We start from the raw sequence: 17,975 nt of genomic DNA on the forward strand, positions 1-17,975 counted from the left end.
ACTATACGGGGAAATAGGCGTATTAAAGAGTAAGATATAACAATTAATGGGAGATGAGAAAGGAGGAGGAAATGGAGGCGTTATTATGGGGGTGTTTGATTGGCGGCGCGTTATATGCGATTGTGTTCGTCGTATTTGGAGACGGGATCAGCCAAGCAATTGACGGCATGTTTGAGTTTTTATCATGGGACGGCCATCCGTGGGCGGAACCTACCACCATTGTAGGCGGCATTACGGTATTCGGCGGCGCAGGGCTGCTGCTGCGGCAATATTCTTCGCTTGGAGCATTAGCCGTAATCGTTCTGGCGCTTGTCATTGCGGCAGTTGTAAGCGGCGCTCTGTTTTTCCTATATGTCCGGCCGATGAAAAACAGCGAAAACTCCATCGCTTATTCCCTTCGGGAGTTCACGGGCGCTTTGGCCGAAGTCATAACCCCCATACCTGAACAGGGCTACGGCGAAGTGCTGGTTAAGGCTGGGGCGGGATATACGAACCAGATTGCGGCCAGTTTCGAAGGGAAGCCTATTCCCGGCGGTGCCCGGGTTGTCGTAGTTGAAGTAAAAGAGGATACGCTGTATGTTTCGGAGCTGGACTTGGGACAAATTCAATAAGCGGCAAAGGAGCTGGATAAATGGAGCAGTATATGGTTGTACCGGTTATCGTAATAGGGGTGTTGGTTGTACTGGCGCTTGCATTCTGGGCGCGTTACAAGACGGTAAGCCCGGATGAGGCGATGATTGTGACGGGTTCATTTTTAGGCAGCAAAAATGTAGCAGTTGATGAGACAGGCCGACGCATTAAAATTGTGCGGGGCGGCGGCGCATTTATTCTTCCTATTTTCCAAAAATCGGAATTTTTATCGTTATTATCCCATAAATTGGATGTCTCTACGCCTGAAGTTTATACGGAACAAGGTGTTCCGGTTATGGCGGACGGCGTTGCTATCATCAAAATCGGCGGTGTAGTTGAAGACGTAGCGACAGCAGCCGAGCAATTTATGGGCAAGCCGGTTGAAGCGCTGAAAAGCGAAGCGCAGGAAGTGCTGGAAGGCCATCTGCGTGCCATTCTTGGCACGATGACCGTTGAGGAAGTATACCGCAACCGCGACAAGTTTGCACAGGAGGTGCAGGGCGTTGCGGCAAAGGATTTGAAGAAGATGGGGCTGCAGATTGTATCGTTTACAATCAAAGATTTGCGCGACAAACATGGCTATCTGGATGCGCTCGGCAAGCCGAGAATCGCAGCGGTGAAACGGGATGCCGATATCGCGGAAGCGGAAGCGATCCGGGATTCCCGGATCCAGAAGGCTCGCGCGGAGGAAGAAGGGCAAAAAGCCGAGCTGCTGCGTGACACGAATATTGCGGAAGCGTCGAAAGAAAAAGAAATGAAGGTTGCTTCATTTAAGAAAGAGCAGGATATGGCGCGGGCGGAAGCGGACCAGGCGTATTCGATCCATGAAGCGCGGGCGAAGCAAAGCGTGGTCGAAGAACAAATGCGCGTCGAAATTGTCCGCAAGGAACGGGAAATCGACATTGAGGAAAAAGAAATTTTACGCCGCGAGAAGCAATATGATGCAGAAGTGAAGAAGAAGGCCGACGCCGACCGTTATGCCGTTATACAGGCAGCGGAGGCTGATAAGGAGAAACGTCTGCGCGAGGCTGACGCGCTGCAGTACCGGATTGAAGCGGAAGCAAGAGCGCTCGCCGAGCAAAAAAAGCTGGAGGGCCTCGCAATTGCGGAAGCCGAGAGAGCGAAGGGTACCGCAGAAGCGGAGGTTGTCCGGCTGCGCGGCTTGGCGGAAGCGGAAGCGAAAGAAAAGCTCGCCGAAGCGTTCGGCAAATTTGGCGAAGCGGCCGTTCTCGACATCGTTGTGCGGATGCTGCCGGAGCTTGCCGGCAAAGTGGCTGAGCCAATCGCCGCCATTGATAAGCTGACCGTTGTGGATACCGGCAACGGTGAAGGAGCCGCGCGGGTGAGCAATTACGTCACTTCGCTTATGGCGACAGCGCCGGAGATGTTGAAGAGCGTATCCGGGCTTGATGTGAACGCCTTGATTCAAGGGCTGACCAGCAAGGCGGTTTCTGCTCCTGCCCGTAAGTCATCCGCGGTTCTGGCGGCGCCAGCTGGCGCTGCTCCGTCGCCGGCTGCTGCAGTACCGCCTGCGCCGGAAGCTTAAGCATAAAGAATTGCATCCAAATCAAGGTGCGCTGCAGGATAAATGAGCAGCGTACGAAAATGAAAAACCCCTGCTGATCCTAGGATCAGCAGGGGTTTTGTCATTAACGGCTGTAGAACTCGACGATTTGTTTTTCGTCGATCTCTTGCGACAGCTCAGCACGTTCTGGCAGGCGAACGAATTTGCCTTCCATCGACGTGTCGTTGAACTCGAGGTAGTTCGGAAGGTGATGCAAGCCTTCACGAGCTTCCTTGATCGATTTCAGACCGCGGCTGCGTTCACGCAGGCCGATTACGTCGCCTACGGAAACCGTGTAAGAAGCGATGTCTACTTTTTTGCCGTTTACCGTAACGTGACCGTGCGATACCAATTGGCGAGCACCGGCGCGGGAGTTTGCAAGGCCAAGACGGAACACAAGGTTGTCCAGACGGCTTTCAAGCAAGATCATGAAGTTTTCGCCGGAGATACCTTTCAGTTTCGTAGCTTTGTCAAACAGGTTGCGGAATTGTTTTTCGCCCAAGCCGTACATCAGGCGAAGTTTTTGTTTTTCTTGCAATTGAACGCCATAACCGCTCAGCTTTCTGCGTTGGTTAGGGCCATGTTGGCCTGGAGGGAATGGGCGTTTTGCAAGTTCTTTGCCAGTACCGCTCAGGGAAATGCCAAGGCGGCGGCTCAGTTTAAATTTAGGTCCGGTATAACGTGCCATGTGTCGTATTAACTCCTTCATCAAAGAAAAGTATTTTGAGAATGGGGTTAGGTTTCGCCGATTGCATTCTATGCAGCATAAATGCCGCCTGAAGGACAGTTCAGCCGCTGGCCCGTCAGCGAATTGCAATCATGAGGGTGACACAAAACGATTTGCCCATGCATTCATCTATTGATATTATATGAATTTGAGGTGTAATGTCAAGGAGAAGCGGTCGGCGAAAGCTTCCAGAAGCAGCTGACTTTTTCCTGCGAAAACAGGAACTAAAGTCCTATAATCTTCATCAGATATAGTGCAAAATTCTTAAGAATGCAGTATGATACTTATATTATAAAAGTTTCCATTAATCATTGGCTGGCTCCTTGGTACAAGAGAGAAGGGCTGGGTGTTACATATGAAGAGCGGTAGAAGAGAAAACGGACCGTCTGCCTCCGGTCCGGTGCAGGATGAGAAGTTCGCGCGCCTATGGGAAACGGACAAGCCGGCGGCGCGCTCGTTGCTCGCGGAAAGTTATAAAGAATGGGTAAATGAAGCGGCGGAACTGCCGCTGTTTCAGCATGTTACAATTATGCTTCTCGACCCGTCCGGCGAGCTGAGCGGATGGAACGGCTCTTCTTCGGCGGCAGATATAGCAACCCGGTCTATCCGGACAATGAGGGGCCAGTTCAATCACGATGAGCCGGGACAGATTCATCTTATAAATGCGCACGGATTGGACGCGGCTGTTATCGAAATCAAGCTGCCGGCCTCCGAACCTGCGTCCATCTATTGGATTGCAGCCACCGAATCCGGCGGGCTGCCGGACGGCCAGGTTGTTCAGCTTGGAGCTAAGTGGTGGCGCAGCTGCTTTTACCGGCTGCTGGACCGGCTGCATATTCGCGAACTGGAAGCGGAGCTGCAGCAGACCGTTCAAAAAGCGTCAGCCAACGAAACGTTGCACCTGGCTGCCAAGCGGCTGTACGATCAGTTCGAAGTATCGGCCGTTTTGACGGAGCTGCTTGCCAGCCTGGCAGCTTTTTACCCCCGCGCCGAGGTGCTGCTGTTTTTATCCCAGGATTACCGGCATGAAGACCCGCGTGTCAAACCTTTAATGTTCAAAAATACAACCCATGATCTGGTTGCCAAAGCTTTTCTCGAAGGACGCCGCGTAATGGAGCGCCGGCCGGACGGCTCCGTAGATATCGCTCTGCCAATGTCGGGCAAGCAGGCCAATTATGGCGTCTTGTGCGCTGCTTTTGCTCCTGATGAATGGGATGAAGCCCATATGGCTTCCTTTATGCTGCTGGCGGATTCGGGCGGAACGGCTTTCGAGAATGCAAGGCTGTATGAGCAGTCCAATGTGATGATCGACGAGCTCCGTTTAATTAACGAGCTGGCGAAGCAGCTCAACCAGTCGTTGAAGCTGAGCAAAATTTTTAATTATGTCACAACGGAGCTGCTTCGAATTTTTAATGCGGATTATTGTTGTGTTCTCCAGCTCGACAAACGGCAGGGCCGTTTTACGGTAATGAGCAGCAACATCCCGGCTATGAGCGAATTCAACTTTTTGCCGGACTACGGCTTTAGCGGCATCGTCTGCCGAACGAAGGAACCGATCATTATTTCAGACTACTGGCAAACGCGAGTGGTGGATTCTGCGCTGATGGATCAGACGGGTGCGCGATCGCTGATTGCATCGCCGATTTTGATCGAGAATGAAGTAGCTGGCGTTGTCATGACGATGCATAACGATCCGAACTATTTCTCTTACGACAATTATAAGCTGCTCCAGGTTATTTCCACACATATCGGTCTTGCGGTGACGAATGCTTCGCTGCATGCGGAAGTGCGGCGTATGGTCATTACGGATACGTTAACCGGCCTTCATGCGCGCCATTATTTGAATGAGCAGATTCAAAGCCGCCAGCGGAAAGATACATTAGGTTCACTTATCCTGGTGGATATTGATTATTTCAAACAGGTGAACGATACGTTCGGCCATCAAGTGGGCGACCGGATATTGGTGCAGGTCAGCGAAATTATAAAAGCGAGTATTCGCCAAGGCGATATTGCGGCAAGATGGGCGGGGAAGAGCTGGCCATCTACTTGCCGGGCATCCCGTCGGATCAGGCTTACCGCATTGCGGAACGGATTCGGACCCGTGTTCAAGAAGAGACGCTGCCGGAAGTATCGGTATCTTGCGGCGTATCGGAGTGGACGTTCGAACATGAGAAGATTAGCGTCGAATCTTTGTTTTACCGGGCGGACATGGCCTTATATGAAGCCAAACATAAAGGGAAAAACCAAATCTGCATTCGTACGGGATGATCAAGCGAGCAGGTCGCTTCGATGCCCGTTACGGCCCCAAACGCTGCTGCTGCAGCGTTTTTTTATTAGATATTAGCAGCCGCAACTCCGGTCCCGGCAGAAGAGAAGAGCCTCAGTTGTATAAGGAAACGTCATGGCAGGGCAAATTAGAACCATGATGGAATGCTGGAGGAGGCAGGGAGCAGTGGGAACACTTCAAAAAGTAGCGAGTGCCGTCGTGGCGCTGGCGGCGGTTTGCTGTCTGGCGAGCTGCGGCGATGCAAATCGAAACGCGGATGAATGGCTGAGCTTATCAATTTCCGGTTTGGCGGGCATGGATGCTTTTGCGTATTCAGGACAGACGGTGACGACGCTTCCGAGCGGCATCTCCTATAGTCCGCGCAAATTTTCGGGGCAAGTTGTTGATCATCGTATGGCGAAGCAAAGCGGAGAGCAAGAATCGGATGCAAAACCGACCAATCTGTTATATGCGATGCAAAATATGAACAAGCAAGTCAGCTTCGGCAAGCAGCCAAAAGACCCGTCTCAAGTCAGCTTGATTGTCAAAATTTCGCCGGAGGACGCTTTGAACATTTGGAAAAACGATTTAACCCAGCAGATGGAGCAAATCAGCCTGAATGAGCCTCCGGCGGATGCGCCTTATAAAGCGGCGTGGGACAAGGAGCTCAATCGTTCGAAGAAGGCACTGAATGAACAGCTGAGCACGCTGAAAGTAAACTCGGAATATGAGGTTATCGTCGACCGCGACCGGATGCTGCCGATTATGCTGCATGAAACATCCAAAGCGGCTTATACCAAAAAAGGGAAAACCATCGAAGAAAACCGCAATACCGATATCACTTTCAGCTCATTCAGCTCGGCCAATTCCTTAGCGCATAAGCCCCGGCTAATTCGCAGTGCAAAATAAAAAGGACGCAGAGCTGGCAGCTCTGCGCCGGGTAAAACACATTATTTCAAATGATCCGGATTCAAAATTTCAAGCTCCGGAATTACAAACTTGCCGTCCTTGCGGATCAGGCGGTCGTCAAACCAGATTTCGCCGCCGCCGTATTCCGGACGCTGGATCAGCACCATATCCCAGTGAATGCCGGAGGTGTTGCCGTTGTAAGCTTCGTCGTAGCATTGGCCTGGCGTGAAGTGGATCGAACCGTCGATTTTCTCGTCAAACAAAATATCTTTCATCGGATGCTGGACGTACGGGTTGACGCCAATAGCAAATTCGCCGACATAACGTGCGCCTTCATCAGTGTTAAACACATTGGTAATCCGTTCGTTATCGTTGGATGTGGCTTCGACGATTTTGCCGTTTTCGAAGCGCAGCTTCACGTTTTCGAATACGAAACCGTTATACGGGCTTGGCGTGTTGTAGCTGATTGTGCCGTTTACGCTGTCGCGTACAGGAGCCGTGTACACCTCGCCGTCCGGAATGTTCCGTTTGCCCGAGCATTTTACAGCCGGAATGTCTTTGATCGAGAACGTCAGGTCGGTTCCCGGGCTGACGAGACGGACTTTGTCCGTTTTGTTCATCAGGTCGACAAGCGCGTCCATCGCTTTGTCCATTTTGGCATAATCCATCGTGCAAACGTCGAAATAAAATTGCTCGAACGCATCCGTGCTGGTGGAAGCCAGCTGTGCCATCGAAGGGCTTGGGTAACGGAGCACGACCCATTTGGTTTTCTTCACGCGGATTTCGGAATGGACATGGTGGTTGTACAACGTATTGTACAGCTTCAACTTGTCATCTGGCACATCCGAAAGCTCGTAAATATTTTGGCCGCCGCGAACGCCTATGTACGCCTGCATTTGTTTCATTTGATGCGCGTCGATTTCCGCCCATGTGCGGATTTGCTCTTCCGTTGCATCCATCAGAAGCTGGCGGATCACTTGATGGTCGCGAATGTTAACGTAAGGCCGGCCGCCGGCTTTATGAACTTCGTCTACAAGCGCCTTTACGAGCGGATTGTCGATGCCGAATGCTTCTATCAGGACATTCTCGCCGGGTTTAACTTCCGTAGAGTAATTAACGAGTACTTCGGCTAATCTTTTTAAACGTGGATCTAACAATGTACTTCACCCTTCATCAATCAAAATTGTAATACACACCTATTATATGCTAATTTATAAAATAAAACGAATGCTTAATGGACAACATTTACTTGTAATTTCAGATTGTGTTCAGCCCAGTTAGCAAAAATTTCCTATAATTTGAAGTTTATGAAATAGAAGCGTTTTGCTACTTGAACGAATGGGTAATTCAGGTTATGATGTTGTCAGAGGTAAGCTTTACTAAATTATTTGGAGGGATCTCCCATGTCCAACAATGCAGCTATTGTAGAAATTTCTCAGGCGGCTAGCCAATTCCGCTCTTCCATCGTTTTGCAAGCCGACAATAAATATATCGATGTTAAAAGCATTCTCGGACTGTTCACGACATTGGTGGGAGGCCATGCATACGAACTTCATGTACATGGACCGGACGCTGAAGAAGCTAAAGCAAAGATGAGCGAAGTATTCGCTAAACATAACTTGAACGTTACGATTATTTCGGAGTAATTGCTGCAAAAACGATTGGTAACAGAAAGCGCCCGTGATTACCGGGCGCTTTTTGTTTTGTCCTTGTGTATTATGTTCATTTCGTCTAATATAAGAATTATAGAAGACCGCGGATAGACGCACAGGGGGAAAACGATGTCTTCACCGGAGATTACGGTACAATTGCATGATAAGGCGCTTCGAATCCTTACGGATGACGCGAATAAAATAGAGAAACTGATTGAGGTTCAAATGCAAAATTTGACCACCCGTCAATGTCCGTTGTATGAAGAAGTGTTGGACACTCAAATATACGGCTTCTCACGGGAAGTTGATTTTGCAGTCCGTGCCGGGCTCGTGGAAGAGAAGAGCGGCAAAGAAATGATCAGCAGGCTGGAGCGCAATCTCGCTACGCTTTATGAAGCCTTAAATCAAAAAGAGTAGTCTCCCGAAGAGACTACTCTTTTTTTTTGCCCTACAACGGCTATACGAGGAAAAAGGCAACGCCCAGGATAAGGTACACCATCAGCAGCAGGAAACCTTCATACCAGTTCGTTCGGCCGTCCCGTGATACGGATGAAGCGATAAAGACGGATACGCCAAGCGCCGTAAGCTCGATAGGGGTGAAGACGATGTCCATCGTGTTGCCCATAAACGCGCTGACGAATATAAGCACCGGAGCAACAAACAAAGCGATTTGCAGGCTGCTTCCGATCGCAATTTCGACTGCGCCGCCGATTTTGTTTTTTAACGCCAGCAAAACTGCCGCGCTGTGTTCCGCCGCATTGCCGACGATCGCTACAACAAACGCCCCGACAAACAGCTCGGATAACCCGAATTTATGCGTAAACGTATCCAGCGTATGTACCAGCCATTCGCTGACGAAAGCGACCATTACAGTCGCCACAACCAGGAATAAAACCGATTTGCCCTTTGACCATAACGGCTCTTCTTCGTGGTCCGGCTTCATTTCCTTGTCGGCCAGCATATCCTTATGCGTAATCATGGAGAAAACAAGCCAGAGCAAATACGAGACAATCAGAATACCGGCAACAATGAGGCTCAAAGTTTGATCCTTCTTGACGGTGAAGTGCTCGGCTCCTACAAATACAGCGGGTACAAACAATGCGATGACCGCCATAATCATCAGCGTGGAGTTATGTTCGCCAAGCCTTGCGTTAAACGATTGTTCCTTGAACTTGAGACCGCCGCTGAATAAGCTGAGCCCCAGCACGAGCAGCAGGTTGCCGATAATGGAACCGGTAATGCTCGCTTTGACGGTTTCAAATAGCCCTTCCTTGATCAGGAAAAAGGCGATGATCAGCTCGGCTGCGTTGCCGAATGTTGCATTCAAAAAGCCGCCGACGCGGTCTCCGGCATAATGGGCGACGCTTTCCGTCGCTTTGCCCAGGAAACCGGCAACGAAGATGACGGCAATAGCCGACAAAATAAACTGCACGGTCATATCCCAATGTGCAAAATGGCCTACGGCACTTAGTACAAACATGACGATCAAGCCGAGGTAAAACAATTTTCCTTTCACGCAGGTAACACCTCTTTTTTCAAAATAACAAAAACGTATGTATTACAATATATAGGAAAAATTTGATGAAGTAAACTTTGCCAATTAACTTGTTTCTGCCGCTAAGAAATCCGGCCCGTAACAAAACCGTTATATGGTGCATCTTGCTTCCGTTTTACCCATCCGTTACAATGAATACAAATGGTAATATGAGGAGTGAGAACAATGACCGAGGACCTTCAATCAGGCATTATTCGTATTTCTGACGACGTGGTTTCGACAATAGCTGGTCTTGCCGCACTGGAGACACCGGGAATCGCCGCGATGTCCGGGGGCATTTCCGAGGGTCTTGCCAAACGTCTGAGCGGCAGGAACGTACAAAAAGGCGTATCGGTAGAAGTCGGTCAGCTGGAGGCAGCCATTGACCTTCGTGTAATTGTACATTATGGCATTCCTATACAAGAAGTTTGCCGTCAGCTTCAGCTGAACGTACGGGAAGCAGTTGAGAATATGACCGGCTTGAACGTAGTAGAGGTTAATGTAAAAGTCGAAGGAGTCGCTTTCAAGGAAGAAGAAGCGGCGGAAGAAACGCCAAGATTAAAATAAATAATAAAAGGTACTGTTCATCGGAACAGTACCTTTTATTTTTAGTGGAGCGGCTAAGCTACGACGCCTAAGGCTGGCTTCTTCTCTTCTGTACCGCGGTTGTATTCCCTCGAAATACTTAGCAGCACGCCCATGCTCATCAGACAAACAAGAAGAGACGAACCCCCGTAGCTTATAAACGGCAGGGTAACCCCGGTAATCGGGATGGTGCCCGTTACGCCGCCGATGTTAATAAATGCCTGAATCGTAAACAGCCCCACGATACCGGCTCCCACGACCGTTCCGTAAATATCCGGGCAGCGGAGAGCCACAATAAGGCCGCGCCATAAAAACAGCAAATAAAACAATAAAAACAAGGCGGAGCCGATAAAACCGAGCTCCTCGGCAATGACCGAAAAAATAAAGTCATTGTACGGATAAGGCAAGTAATGCAGCTTTTGCACACTTTCGCCGAATCCTGCCCCAAACAGACCGCCATGGCCAAGCGCCTGCAGCGAGGACACCAGGTGAAACGCCGAGTCCTGCTGATTGGCGGGGTCAAGCGGATGCATATAAGAGGTAAACCGATTAATCCGGTATTGCCAGCCTTTCGGGTCGGCTGCCATCCAGATGGCAAACACAACCACCACCAAAGCGAGCACGGCTCCGCCTGCAACCGTAATCTGCCTCAGGTTTGCCCCGCCTGCAAAAATCATAATCGAAGCGCATGCCGCCAGCACGAAGCAGGAGCCCATGTCCGGCTGCAATAAAATAAGGGCGCAAATAAAACCGACGATAATGATGACAGGAAGCAGCCCTTTTTTAAAATCACGGAATTTCTCGCCTTTTTTCGAAATTAATGCTCCCAAATATAATATGATGGCAAGCTTTGCCGGCTCTGTCGGCTGAATGCCGAGTGACCCGACGCCAAACCAGCTTCGCGCACCGTTAATAGAACCTGAGCCCATAAACGGTACAACCATAAGCATGAAGACAACAGGGAGAAAAAATAAAATAAAGCTTTTTTTGAAAAACGTGTAGCGCATGTTCATTAGAAACAGCATCATGAATATGCCTATAGCTGCCCAAGCTACTTGCCGTTTCGTAAAATAAAGCGCATCGTTGTGAAACTTCGGATCGACGACGGTCAGGTTCGAGCTCGCGCTGAATACCATCACGAGCCCAAAACCTACAAGCAGAAGCGTCATAATGAGGAGCAGAAAGTCCGGTCTTCCGCGACTTGCGTTCTGCGTCGTTTTCATATGTGCTATGCTGGTCGCTATTGAAGCATTTGCTTCAGTTGAGCAAGCCGGTCGTTTGCTATTTTCAGGATCGGCTGCGGAACCGGCGATTCATATTCAAGCCCGTGCGGAAAAGTAGCTCGTCCAATATAAACCGCTTCCACGGCTAAAATAGCATGCGGCGACTCCAGCCTTCCTTCAACAGCGCGGGTATTCATCCGAAGATAATACACTTCTCCGCTTTGATCTTCGAGCTTGCAGTCATATGTAGCGCGATAATATTCCCATTGTCCACGGAAAAAACCAAGCTTCTCAGTGGATTCATCCAGATGGGCCAAATCGCTTTGCACGCCTTCAAGCCCGCTGTTTTGAATGATCATGTTGCAACCTCCTCCATTCATTGTGAAGCGCTTCGCTTCTTCGATTTCGGTCTCGTTCGATGTCTTATACGATTATGAGGTGTGATGTCTCAGGCATAGGTGTATATTCATTTCCCATGATAGTATTTTTCCCCAGCCAGCGCAAGACTTACTCCGAGACAGCCGAATGGGCGTCAAGCATTATTTTTTACCAGCTAAAAGAACGGCTGGAGCCAGAGTTGTGCTTTATTCTTCCTAGCCGCTTCTGGTAAACTATTAAAATAAGAAGCAGTGAACGAAAGGAGATGTTTAGCATGGCCATGGCAAAAGAAGAGTTGCCCTACGAGCTGAACGATCTTTTCCCACACATGGTAAAGTGGAGACGGCATTTGCACCGTTATCCGGAGCTGTCGTTCCAGGAGGAGAAAACATCACGTTTCATCGCGGAACGACTGCTTGAGATGGGCTGCGAGGTGCGGGAGAAAGTTGGCGGGTACGGTCTTGTCGCTGCGATAAAAGGAAATTTGCCGGGACCGGTCATCGCGCTGCGTGCGGATATGGACGCGCTCCCGATTCAGGATGAGAAAGATTGCGAATATGCGTCTACCGTCAAAGGGGTTATGCATGCATGCGGCCATGACGGCCACACCGCGGCGCTGCTTGCGGTTGCTTCCTACTACCAGAAGCATAGGGAAGGGCTGGCCGGCGAACGCCGGCTGTTATTCCAGCCGGCAGAGGAATCGACGCCAGGCGGAGCGGTCAGCATGATCCGTGACGGCGCTCTGGAAGGCGCAGATGCCGTATACGGCGTTCATTTATGGACACCGCTGCCTTACGGCCAGGTTTCTTCGAAGCCGGGAGCGTTTATGGCGGCGACGGATGAATTTACGATTGAAATCACCGGGCTTGGCGGCCACGGCGGCATGCCGCACAAAACAATCGACACCGTCATTATCGGGTCGGCGCTTGTGCAAGCTTTGCAAACGATTGTCAGCCGCAGCGTTAATCCGCTTGATTCGGCGGTTGTAACAATCGGTTCATTCCATGCCGGCACCGCAAACAACGTTATCGCGGAAAAATGTGAGCTGAAAGGCACTATCCGCACATTTAACGAATATGAACGGGAGCGTATCCGCAAACGGATCGAGCAGATGGTCCGCCATACTTGTGAAATGCATGGCGCAAAGTACCAGTTTGATTTGCGGGTCGGATACCCGCCTGTCGTCAACGATGAACGCGAAGCGGCTCGTTTTATGCAGGTCGGCGAACAGCTTTTCGGAGCGGAAGCCGTGCAAGTATCGGATGCCATTATGGTTGCGGAAGATTTCTCTTATTATTTGCAGCGCGTTCCCGGCTGCTTTATGTTTGTAGGCGCGGGCAATGAGGAAGTTGGCGCGTCATACGCCCACCATCATCCAATGTTTAATTTCGACGAGCGCGCGATGAAGGATGCCGCTTCGCTGCTGATTGCGATGGCGGAGAATTACGCTGACGAAGCTGAGAAGTAACCGGGATCTTGCTCATGAACCGTGCAAATAAAGGATAAGTTATGGCCGGAACGGTTACGTTATACGAAGAGGCGGGCTTCCGCCAGGTCTGCAGGTAGACCCGGCGGAAGCTTATTTTTTTCGGGCGGAGGTGCCGGGATGGTCAAGAAGGTTAAAGAGTTAATGTCGACGGATTGTGTAACAGCTACTTTGCAGGATAATGTATATGAGTTAGCCGTTTTGATGAAAAATCATGATACCGGCTATATCCCTGTCGTAGAAGGGAAAAAACTGATCGGGGTCGTCACGGACCGCGATCTGGTCATCCGGGGTTACGCAGAAAAGCATCCCGGATCGGCGGTGGTCAAACAGGTCATGACCGCTGAAGTGGAGACGATTGAGCCGGATGCAACAGCGGATGACGCTGTCAAGCTGATGGCTGCGCGCCAAATCCGCCGGCTGCCGGTGGTGGACGGCGGCGAGCTTGTCGGAATCGTTACGCTAGGCGATTTGGCCGTTCATGATTCGCTTCTGGCGGAAGCCGGACATGCGCTAAGCGGCATATCCGAGCATGAGCATCGCGAACAGCCGCATGTTCATTAATACTCAATAACTGCAAAAAAAGCCGGTTTCCGTTTTTTTACAACGGGACCGGCTTTTTTGCGGGCTGTTTATGCCGGCCTGACGGATAATTGGGGCATTTTAGCAAAATAATAAAAAGGAAAATGATGAAGGCTGGGGAGAATGGCCATGTACGCGGATAAGCCGCTCATTATTCAATCAGACATGACGGTGCTGCTGGATACGGTTCATCGGGATGCCGAAGCGGCCAGAACGCAGCTGATCCGTTTTGCGGAACTTGCCAAACGGCCCGGCTTGATGCACACGTACCGCATGACGCCGCTGACGTTATGGAACGCCGCGGCCGGCGGCTGGAGCGCTGGCGATGTTCTTTCGGCGCTTAGCAGCAATGCCAGATACGGATTGCCGATGCAGACAGAAGCAGCGATTACCCGGTATATGGGGCGGTACGGCAAGCTTCGGCTGGAGCTTGGGCAGGCTGGCAGCTTGTTGCTGCGCGGCGACAGCGGACTGCTTGCAGAGGCAGCCGGGAAACCGGCTGTTGCGGCTTTTTTGCGCGGGCGGGAGGCAGACGGGAGCTGGTGTGTGTCTCCGGATTGCCGCGGACGGCTGAAGCAGGAGCTGACAAGAGCCGGCTATCCGGTAATTGACACCGCCGGCTACCACGATGGGGAAGCGCTGGCTGTCTCCATGCTTTCTGTAACCAGATCAGGCCAGCCGTTTGCGCTGAGGGATTATCAGCAGCAAGCGGTGGATGCCTTTTACCGGGAAGGCTCTGTGCAAGGAGGGAGCGGCGTAGTTGTGCTGCCGTGCGGGGCGGGCAAAACGATTGTAGGCTTGGCCGCTTTAGCCAGATCGAATAGCGCTGCGCTGATTTTAACCTCCAATACCACTTCGGTGAAACAGTGGAAACGCGAGCTGCTGGAACGGACATCATTGGCCGAAGAGATGGTCGGCGAATATACCGGCCAGTTGAAGCAGGTCCGTCCGATTACCATTGCGACTTATCAAATTATGACGCACCGTCCGTCGGCTGAGTCGGGTTACCCGCATATGAGGCTGTTTTCGGAGCGGGACTGGGGGCTGATTGTATATGACGAGGTCCATTTGCTGCCGGCCCCTGTCTTCCGGATGACGGCGGAGATCCAGGCGACAAGGCGGCTTGGCTTGACCGCAACGCTGGTGCGGGAAGACGGGTGCGAAGAAGATGTCTTTTCGCTGATCGGGCCGAAACTTTATGAACTTGTATGGAAAAATGCCGAGTCGATGGGGCATATCGCCACTGTCTCCTGCTCGGAAATTCGGGTTCCGCTTCTACCCGAAGCCGCACAGCAATACCACGCGGCCCCTGAACGGGCCAAACAGCGGACAGCAGCGGAAAATCCCGCGAAGCTTCCGGTCATTCGGAAGCTGCTGGAGCGGCATAGCGGCAAGCAAACGCTGATCATCGGCCAATATTTGGACCAGCTGCATGAAGTGTCGGAGAAGCTTGGCGTCCCGCTGATTACGGGCGAGTTGAGCCAGCCGGAGCGAGAGGCGTGGTACGACAGGTTTAAAAAAGGGGAAGTGCCCGTACTGGCCGTATCTAAGGTTGCTAATTTTGCCGTTGATTTGCCGGACGCAGCTGTAGCCATTCAAATTTCCGGAAGCTTTGGTTCGAGGCAGGAGGAGGCGCAGCGGATCGGCAGGCTGTTGCGCCCGAAGGCAGGCAGCAATGAGGCATGGTTTTACACTATTGTAACCGAAGGCACCAAAGAAGAGCAGTTCGCGCGCAAACGCCAGCTGTTTATGGTGGAACAGGGTTATCAATATGAAACGGTAAGAGGTGCGGTCTCCGTGGACAAAGCCCAGAGGCTGGATACCTAGAAAGGGGAACAGCGGATGTACGTGCAGCAAATCGTGCAAAAGCTGCCGCAAAATGAATTGCAGCAATTGCTGGAAGAGACGCCGGTATGGCAGCATGCACGCCAAGAGGGGTTAGCCTGGCCGGATGCGGTCAGGGACGAGCAGGCGCTCCGCAAGGCGATAAGCGCCTTGACGCCCTATGGTGCTTACGTGCTGAAGTTTCAGCTTCGTTACAGCGGAGGCGCGCCGCTGGAGGAAGAGCAGCTGCTAAAGGCCGGGATGGCGGCAGGCGTTATGGCCGGCATCGAACTGCGGGCTGGAATAAGGGAGCTGCTTGCATGCGGTTTGTTATTTGCCGTGAACAAAATATGGGGAGAAAGGATTCTTTTTGTGCCTCAGGATTGCAGCAGCAAGCTGATCCGCCTGTTCTTCCCGCTTGTACCCGAAGAGGCGGAGGAAGCAGGCTTAGGCAGCGGGCTGCAGGCGTTTGGACAGGCAGCGCTCCCACTCGGGCGGCAGCTGCTTGGCGCGTGGTCGGAGCTTTCGCAAGCGGGAACAGAACTGACGGCCAAAGGGCTGCTGCCCAAAAAAATAACCGCCAAGCTGCAGCAAAAGCTAAAGCTGGCGGACGAAATATTAAGCCGTTTTTTTCAGCCAAAGGGGGCGGAGGAGGAATATCCTCTTTCAGCTGCTTTTGTGTGCCACACCGGTTTAAGGTTTGGCTTGTTTGCCAAGGAAAGCCGCCGGCTTCGCTGGGATAAGGCGGGCTTAACGGATTGGCTGAGCGCGGCCGGAGCTAATAAGGAACATGAGCTGCGCGATTGGCTCGCCGATGAGCTGCTGGCAGCAAGTCCCGAACTGTATCTGTTTGCAGCCGCTTTAAACGGACTGCCGGCCGACAGGTGGATGAGCGAGCGGCTGCTGCTCGAATGGCTGGAGCGCACTGTTATGACGGACGCTCATCCATCCCGCGCGTTGGACGGGCTGGCCGAGTCCGTCCGCTATTGGCTGGAGCTTATGCAGCAATGCGGCTGGCTGGAGCGGGCAACTGCTTCTGACGGCAGCATCTGCTGCAGATGGACGCTGGAACATCAAACAATCGCTAGCGCGGCTGAACAGCCCGGAACAGGCGTGGCGCCGCAGGCACTTGTACAGCCGAATGGCGAAATCATTGCTTTTCCCGAATGTTCGTATTTGCTTCGCTGGGAGCTGGCTGCTGCAGCTGAACTTGTGGAAGACGATTATGTAGCCGTCTACCGGCTGACGGACCGTTCCATCCAGCGGGCTGTTATGAACGGAAGAACCGCGGAAGAGCTGCAGCAGATGCTCCGTGCTGCTTCCGGCGATGCGCCGGTTCATGAGCCGCTGCTGGACTGGGTTGCCAGAACGGCAAAACAGGCCGGACTGGTCACTATGAACCAAGCCATGCTGCTGCAATGCGAAGATAAGCAGACCGCTGATGATTTGGCGTCAAACCCGTCAATTGCGGCCTGCCTTGGGGAGCGGCTGGGGAACGTCATTTTGTAGTAGATGAAAGGATGGCCGAACGGCTGTATGCCAGTCTCATGCAGGCCGGTTACCCGGCACGGACGGGATCAACGGCTAATGCGGAGCATGCCCGTAAAGTGCCGTCTATTCCTGTTGGCGTCCTGTCAGCTTCCCGGCCGGCACATCAGCATGAGCCGCTTGTTCCTTGTGCGGCCGGCCTGCTCGGAAGCGCGATGGAGCTTAGCCGGTATGAATTGCTCGTACAGCCTCCGGAACAGCGTATGCCGCTTTTGCCGCAAATGGCCGATATTCCTGCGATGTGGCTTGGCAAGCTGCGCGCGTATCACCACTCCACTTGCAAAGAGCTGCTGGAGCGGGCGGTAGAATGGCAGATGCCGGTGCAGCTGAAGTTAAAAGACGGCTTGCGGGCTTTTGTGCCGGAGAAACTGCTGGAGCATGCAGATAAAGGATGGGCCGTGAAAGGCCGTCTGCGCGATAACGGATTATCCAAGCCGGTAGTGTTAACGCCGGATTCGTGGGATGAACTGAAGCTGCTTGTACCGGAATGAATCGGCTCTATTCACATCATTTGTATTGGCTTTAAGGAAATGTTGTGTTAGTGTAGAGTTAAGCGAATAGGAAAGAAGGTGGCAATAGATGCCGGCAGTTGAACGTTTGGCAGTGAATGCGGAACCTTGGTCGGGCAATTCGATCGATATGGCATCACTGCTGCTAAGTGCTTATGAGCTGGGAGATTCCATCAATCAATCGGCGGAAGTGGCCGAATATTTATATTGGAAAGAAATCGTTGAGAAGGACGAGCATGTGCGCGCCGTGCAGCGCCGGTTTTTCAAGGCAAAAGAGCTGTTTGAAGAATGCCAGCGCTTCGGGCGGTATCATCCGGATTTTCATTCCGCCAGGAAAGAAGCCAAAAAAATCGAGCAAGAGCTTGCCGAGATCGAATGCGTAAGCAAGTTTAAGGCGGCGGAGCTCGCGGTGGATACGCTGCTGCACGATGTAGCTGCGATGCTTGCAGAAGCGGTGTCCGATACGATTAAAGTTCCAAGCAATCAGGAGAAGCCAAGCGGCTGCGGCAACGGCGGCTCATGCAGCTGCGGAAGCGGCGGTTGCGGTTAAATGGGGAT

General features: G+C 51.9%; 18 protein-coding genes. 13 read left to right on the forward strand and 5 right to left on the reverse strand.

The window, feature by feature from the left end:
- The first annotated feature begins 71 nt into the window (after positions 1 to 71).
- A complete protein-coding gene (locus tag ET464_RS02930; RefSeq protein WP_129438106.1) occupies positions 72 to 611 on the forward strand; it encodes an NfeD family membrane protein in 540 nt (179 codons plus the stop codon).
- A gap of 20 nt (positions 612 to 631) precedes the next feature.
- A complete protein-coding gene (locus tag ET464_RS02935) occupies positions 632 to 2,176 on the forward strand; it encodes a flotillin lipid rafts scaffold protein FloT (RefSeq protein WP_129438108.1) in 1,545 nt (514 codons plus the stop codon).
- Between the two features lie 103 nt (positions 2,177 to 2,279).
- On the opposite strand, the gene rpsD is transcribed toward ET464_RS02935, so the two are convergent.
- Entirely contained in the window at positions 2,280 to 2,882 is a 603-nt protein-coding gene (rpsD, locus tag ET464_RS02940) for a 30S ribosomal protein S4 (protein ID WP_129438110.1), read from the reverse strand.
- A gap of 394 nt (positions 2,883 to 3,276) precedes the next feature.
- On the opposite strand from rpsD, the gene ET464_RS02945 reads away from it, so the two are divergent.
- A complete protein-coding gene (locus ET464_RS02945; RefSeq protein ID WP_244226644.1) occupies positions 3,277 to 5,265 on the forward strand; it encodes a sensor domain-containing diguanylate cyclase in 1,989 nt (662 codons plus the stop codon).
- Positions 5,266 to 5,373: 108 nt separating this feature from the next.
- Positions 5,374 to 6,096 (forward strand): hypothetical protein, encoded by a 723-nt coding sequence (locus tag ET464_RS02950; RefSeq protein WP_129438112.1) that lies wholly within the window; start codon positions 5,374 to 5,376, stop codon positions 6,094 to 6,096.
- Between the two features lie 41 nt (positions 6,097 to 6,137).
- Here ET464_RS02950 and ET464_RS02955 read toward each other — a convergent pair whose 3' ends face one another.
- Entirely contained in the window at positions 6,138 to 7,253 is a 1,116-nt protein-coding gene (locus ET464_RS02955) for an aminopeptidase (RefSeq protein ID WP_129438114.1), read from the reverse strand.
- A 246-nt stretch (positions 7,254 to 7,499) separates the two neighbouring features.
- Here ET464_RS02955 and ET464_RS02960 point away from each other — a divergent pair, with 246 nt between their 5' ends.
- Together ET464_RS02960 and ET464_RS02965 are read left to right on the forward strand one after the other, a co-directional pair.
- Positions 7,500 to 7,742 carry an HPr family phosphocarrier protein gene (locus ET464_RS02960; protein WP_129438116.1) on the forward strand — a complete coding sequence of 81 codons (243 nt, stop codon included), beginning with the start codon at positions 7,500 to 7,502 and terminating at the stop codon, positions 7,740 to 7,742.
- Positions 7,743 to 7,877: 135 nt separating this feature from the next.
- Positions 7,878 to 8,165 carry an Fpa/YlaN family protein gene (locus tag ET464_RS02965; RefSeq protein ID WP_129438118.1) on the forward strand — a complete coding sequence of 96 codons (288 nt, stop codon included), beginning with the start codon at positions 7,878 to 7,880 and terminating at the stop codon, positions 8,163 to 8,165.
- A 40-nt stretch (positions 8,166 to 8,205) separates the two neighbouring features.
- Here the strand turns inward: ET464_RS02965 and cax are convergent, their stop codons facing one another.
- On the reverse strand, positions 8,206 to 9,264 hold the full coding sequence (cax, locus tag ET464_RS02970; protein ID WP_129438119.1) for a calcium/proton exchanger: 1,059 nt from the start codon (positions 9,262 to 9,264) through the stop codon (positions 8,206 to 8,208).
- A gap of 204 nt (positions 9,265 to 9,468) precedes the next feature.
- Here cax and ET464_RS02975 point away from each other — a divergent pair, with 204 nt between their 5' ends.
- Positions 9,469 to 9,849 carry an Asp23/Gls24 family envelope stress response protein gene (locus ET464_RS02975; RefSeq protein WP_129438121.1) on the forward strand — a complete coding sequence of 127 codons (381 nt, stop codon included), beginning with the start codon at positions 9,469 to 9,471 and terminating at the stop codon, positions 9,847 to 9,849.
- Positions 9,850 to 9,902: 53 nt separating this feature from the next.
- Here the strand turns inward: ET464_RS02975 and ftsW are convergent, their stop codons facing one another.
- A complete protein-coding gene (gene ftsW / locus ET464_RS02980; protein WP_129438123.1) occupies positions 9,903 to 11,090 on the reverse strand; it encodes a putative lipid II flippase FtsW in 1,188 nt (395 codons plus the stop codon).
- Between the two features lie 17 nt (positions 11,091 to 11,107).
- Complete coding sequence (locus ET464_RS02985) at positions 11,108 to 11,449, reverse strand: YugN family protein (RefSeq protein ID WP_129438125.1); 342 nt, start codon at positions 11,447 to 11,449, stop codon at positions 11,108 to 11,110.
- A 293-nt stretch (positions 11,450 to 11,742) separates the two neighbouring features.
- Here ET464_RS02985 and ET464_RS02990 point away from each other — a divergent pair, with 293 nt between their 5' ends.
- From ET464_RS02990 to ET464_RS03015, 6 genes are all read left to right on the forward strand, one after another.
- Complete coding sequence (locus ET464_RS02990; RefSeq protein ID WP_425271738.1) at positions 11,743 to 12,936, forward strand: M20 metallopeptidase family protein; 1,194 nt, start codon at positions 11,743 to 11,745, stop codon at positions 12,934 to 12,936.
- A gap of 138 nt (positions 12,937 to 13,074) precedes the next feature.
- Positions 13,075 to 13,518 (forward strand): CBS domain-containing protein, encoded by a 444-nt coding sequence (locus ET464_RS02995; protein ID WP_129438127.1) that lies wholly within the window; start codon positions 13,075 to 13,077, stop codon positions 13,516 to 13,518.
- 141 nt (positions 13,519 to 13,659) lie between these two features.
- Positions 13,660 to 15,363 (forward strand): DNA repair helicase XPB, encoded by a 1,704-nt coding sequence (locus ET464_RS03000; protein WP_129438129.1) that lies wholly within the window; start codon positions 13,660 to 13,662, stop codon positions 15,361 to 15,363.
- 15 nt (positions 15,364 to 15,378) lie between these two features.
- Positions 15,379 to 16,869 (forward strand): helicase-associated domain-containing protein, encoded by a 1,491-nt coding sequence (locus tag ET464_RS03005; RefSeq protein WP_129438131.1) that lies wholly within the window; start codon positions 15,379 to 15,381, stop codon positions 16,867 to 16,869.
- Positions 16,870 to 16,880: 11 nt separating this feature from the next.
- Positions 16,881 to 17,399 (forward strand): hypothetical protein, encoded by a 519-nt coding sequence (locus ET464_RS03010; protein ID WP_129438133.1) that lies wholly within the window; start codon positions 16,881 to 16,883, stop codon positions 17,397 to 17,399.
- Between the two features lie 88 nt (positions 17,400 to 17,487).
- On the forward strand, positions 17,488 to 17,967 hold the full coding sequence (locus tag ET464_RS03015; RefSeq protein WP_129438135.1) for a YlbF/YmcA family competence regulator: 480 nt from the start codon (positions 17,488 to 17,490) through the stop codon (positions 17,965 to 17,967).
- The last annotated feature ends 8 nt before the right edge of the window (positions 17,968 to 17,975 follow it).

The sequence above is a fragment of the Paenibacillus protaetiae genome (assembly GCF_004135365.1).
GTDB classification, from domain to species: domain Bacteria; phylum Bacillota; class Bacilli; order Paenibacillales; family Paenibacillaceae; genus Paenibacillus_AP; species Paenibacillus_AP protaetiae.

Coding starts and splice junctions, on each gene's coding strand:
- ET464_RS02930 (WP_129438106.1), top strand. CDS start 72: ATGGAGGCGTTATTATGGGGGTGTTTGATTGGCGGCGCGTTATATGCG.
- ET464_RS03000 (WP_129438129.1), top strand. CDS start 13,660: ATGGCCATGTACGCGGATAAGCCGCTCATTATTCAATCAGACATGACG.
- ET464_RS02985 (WP_129438125.1), bottom strand. CDS start 11,449: ATGATCATTCAAAACAGCGGGCTTGAAGGCGTGCAAAGCGATTTGGCC.
- rpsD (WP_129438110.1), bottom strand. CDS start 2,882: ATGGCACGTTATACCGGACCTAAATTTAAACTGAGCCGCCGCCTTGGC.
- ET464_RS02960 (WP_129438116.1), top strand. CDS start 7,500: ATGTCCAACAATGCAGCTATTGTAGAAATTTCTCAGGCGGCTAGCCAA.
- ftsW (WP_129438123.1), bottom strand. CDS start 11,090: ATGAAAACGACGCAGAACGCAAGTCGCGGAAGACCGGACTTTCTGCTC.
- ET464_RS02995 (WP_129438127.1), top strand. CDS start 13,075: ATGGTCAAGAAGGTTAAAGAGTTAATGTCGACGGATTGTGTAACAGCT.
- ET464_RS02965 (WP_129438118.1), top strand. CDS start 7,878: ATGTCTTCACCGGAGATTACGGTACAATTGCATGATAAGGCGCTTCGA.
- ET464_RS03015 (WP_129438135.1), top strand. CDS start 17,488: ATGCCGGCAGTTGAACGTTTGGCAGTGAATGCGGAACCTTGGTCGGGC.
- ET464_RS02975 (WP_129438121.1), top strand. CDS start 9,469: ATGACCGAGGACCTTCAATCAGGCATTATTCGTATTTCTGACGACGTG.
- ET464_RS02945 (WP_244226644.1), top strand. CDS start 3,277: ATGAAGAGCGGTAGAAGAGAAAACGGACCGTCTGCCTCCGGTCCGGTG.
- ET464_RS03005 (WP_129438131.1), top strand. CDS start 15,379: ATGTACGTGCAGCAAATCGTGCAAAAGCTGCCGCAAAATGAATTGCAG.
- ET464_RS02990 (WP_425271738.1), top strand. CDS start 11,743: ATGGCCATGGCAAAAGAAGAGTTGCCCTACGAGCTGAACGATCTTTTC.
- ET464_RS02935 (WP_129438108.1), top strand. CDS start 632: ATGGAGCAGTATATGGTTGTACCGGTTATCGTAATAGGGGTGTTGGTT.
- ET464_RS03010 (WP_129438133.1), top strand. CDS start 16,881: ATGGCCGAACGGCTGTATGCCAGTCTCATGCAGGCCGGTTACCCGGCA.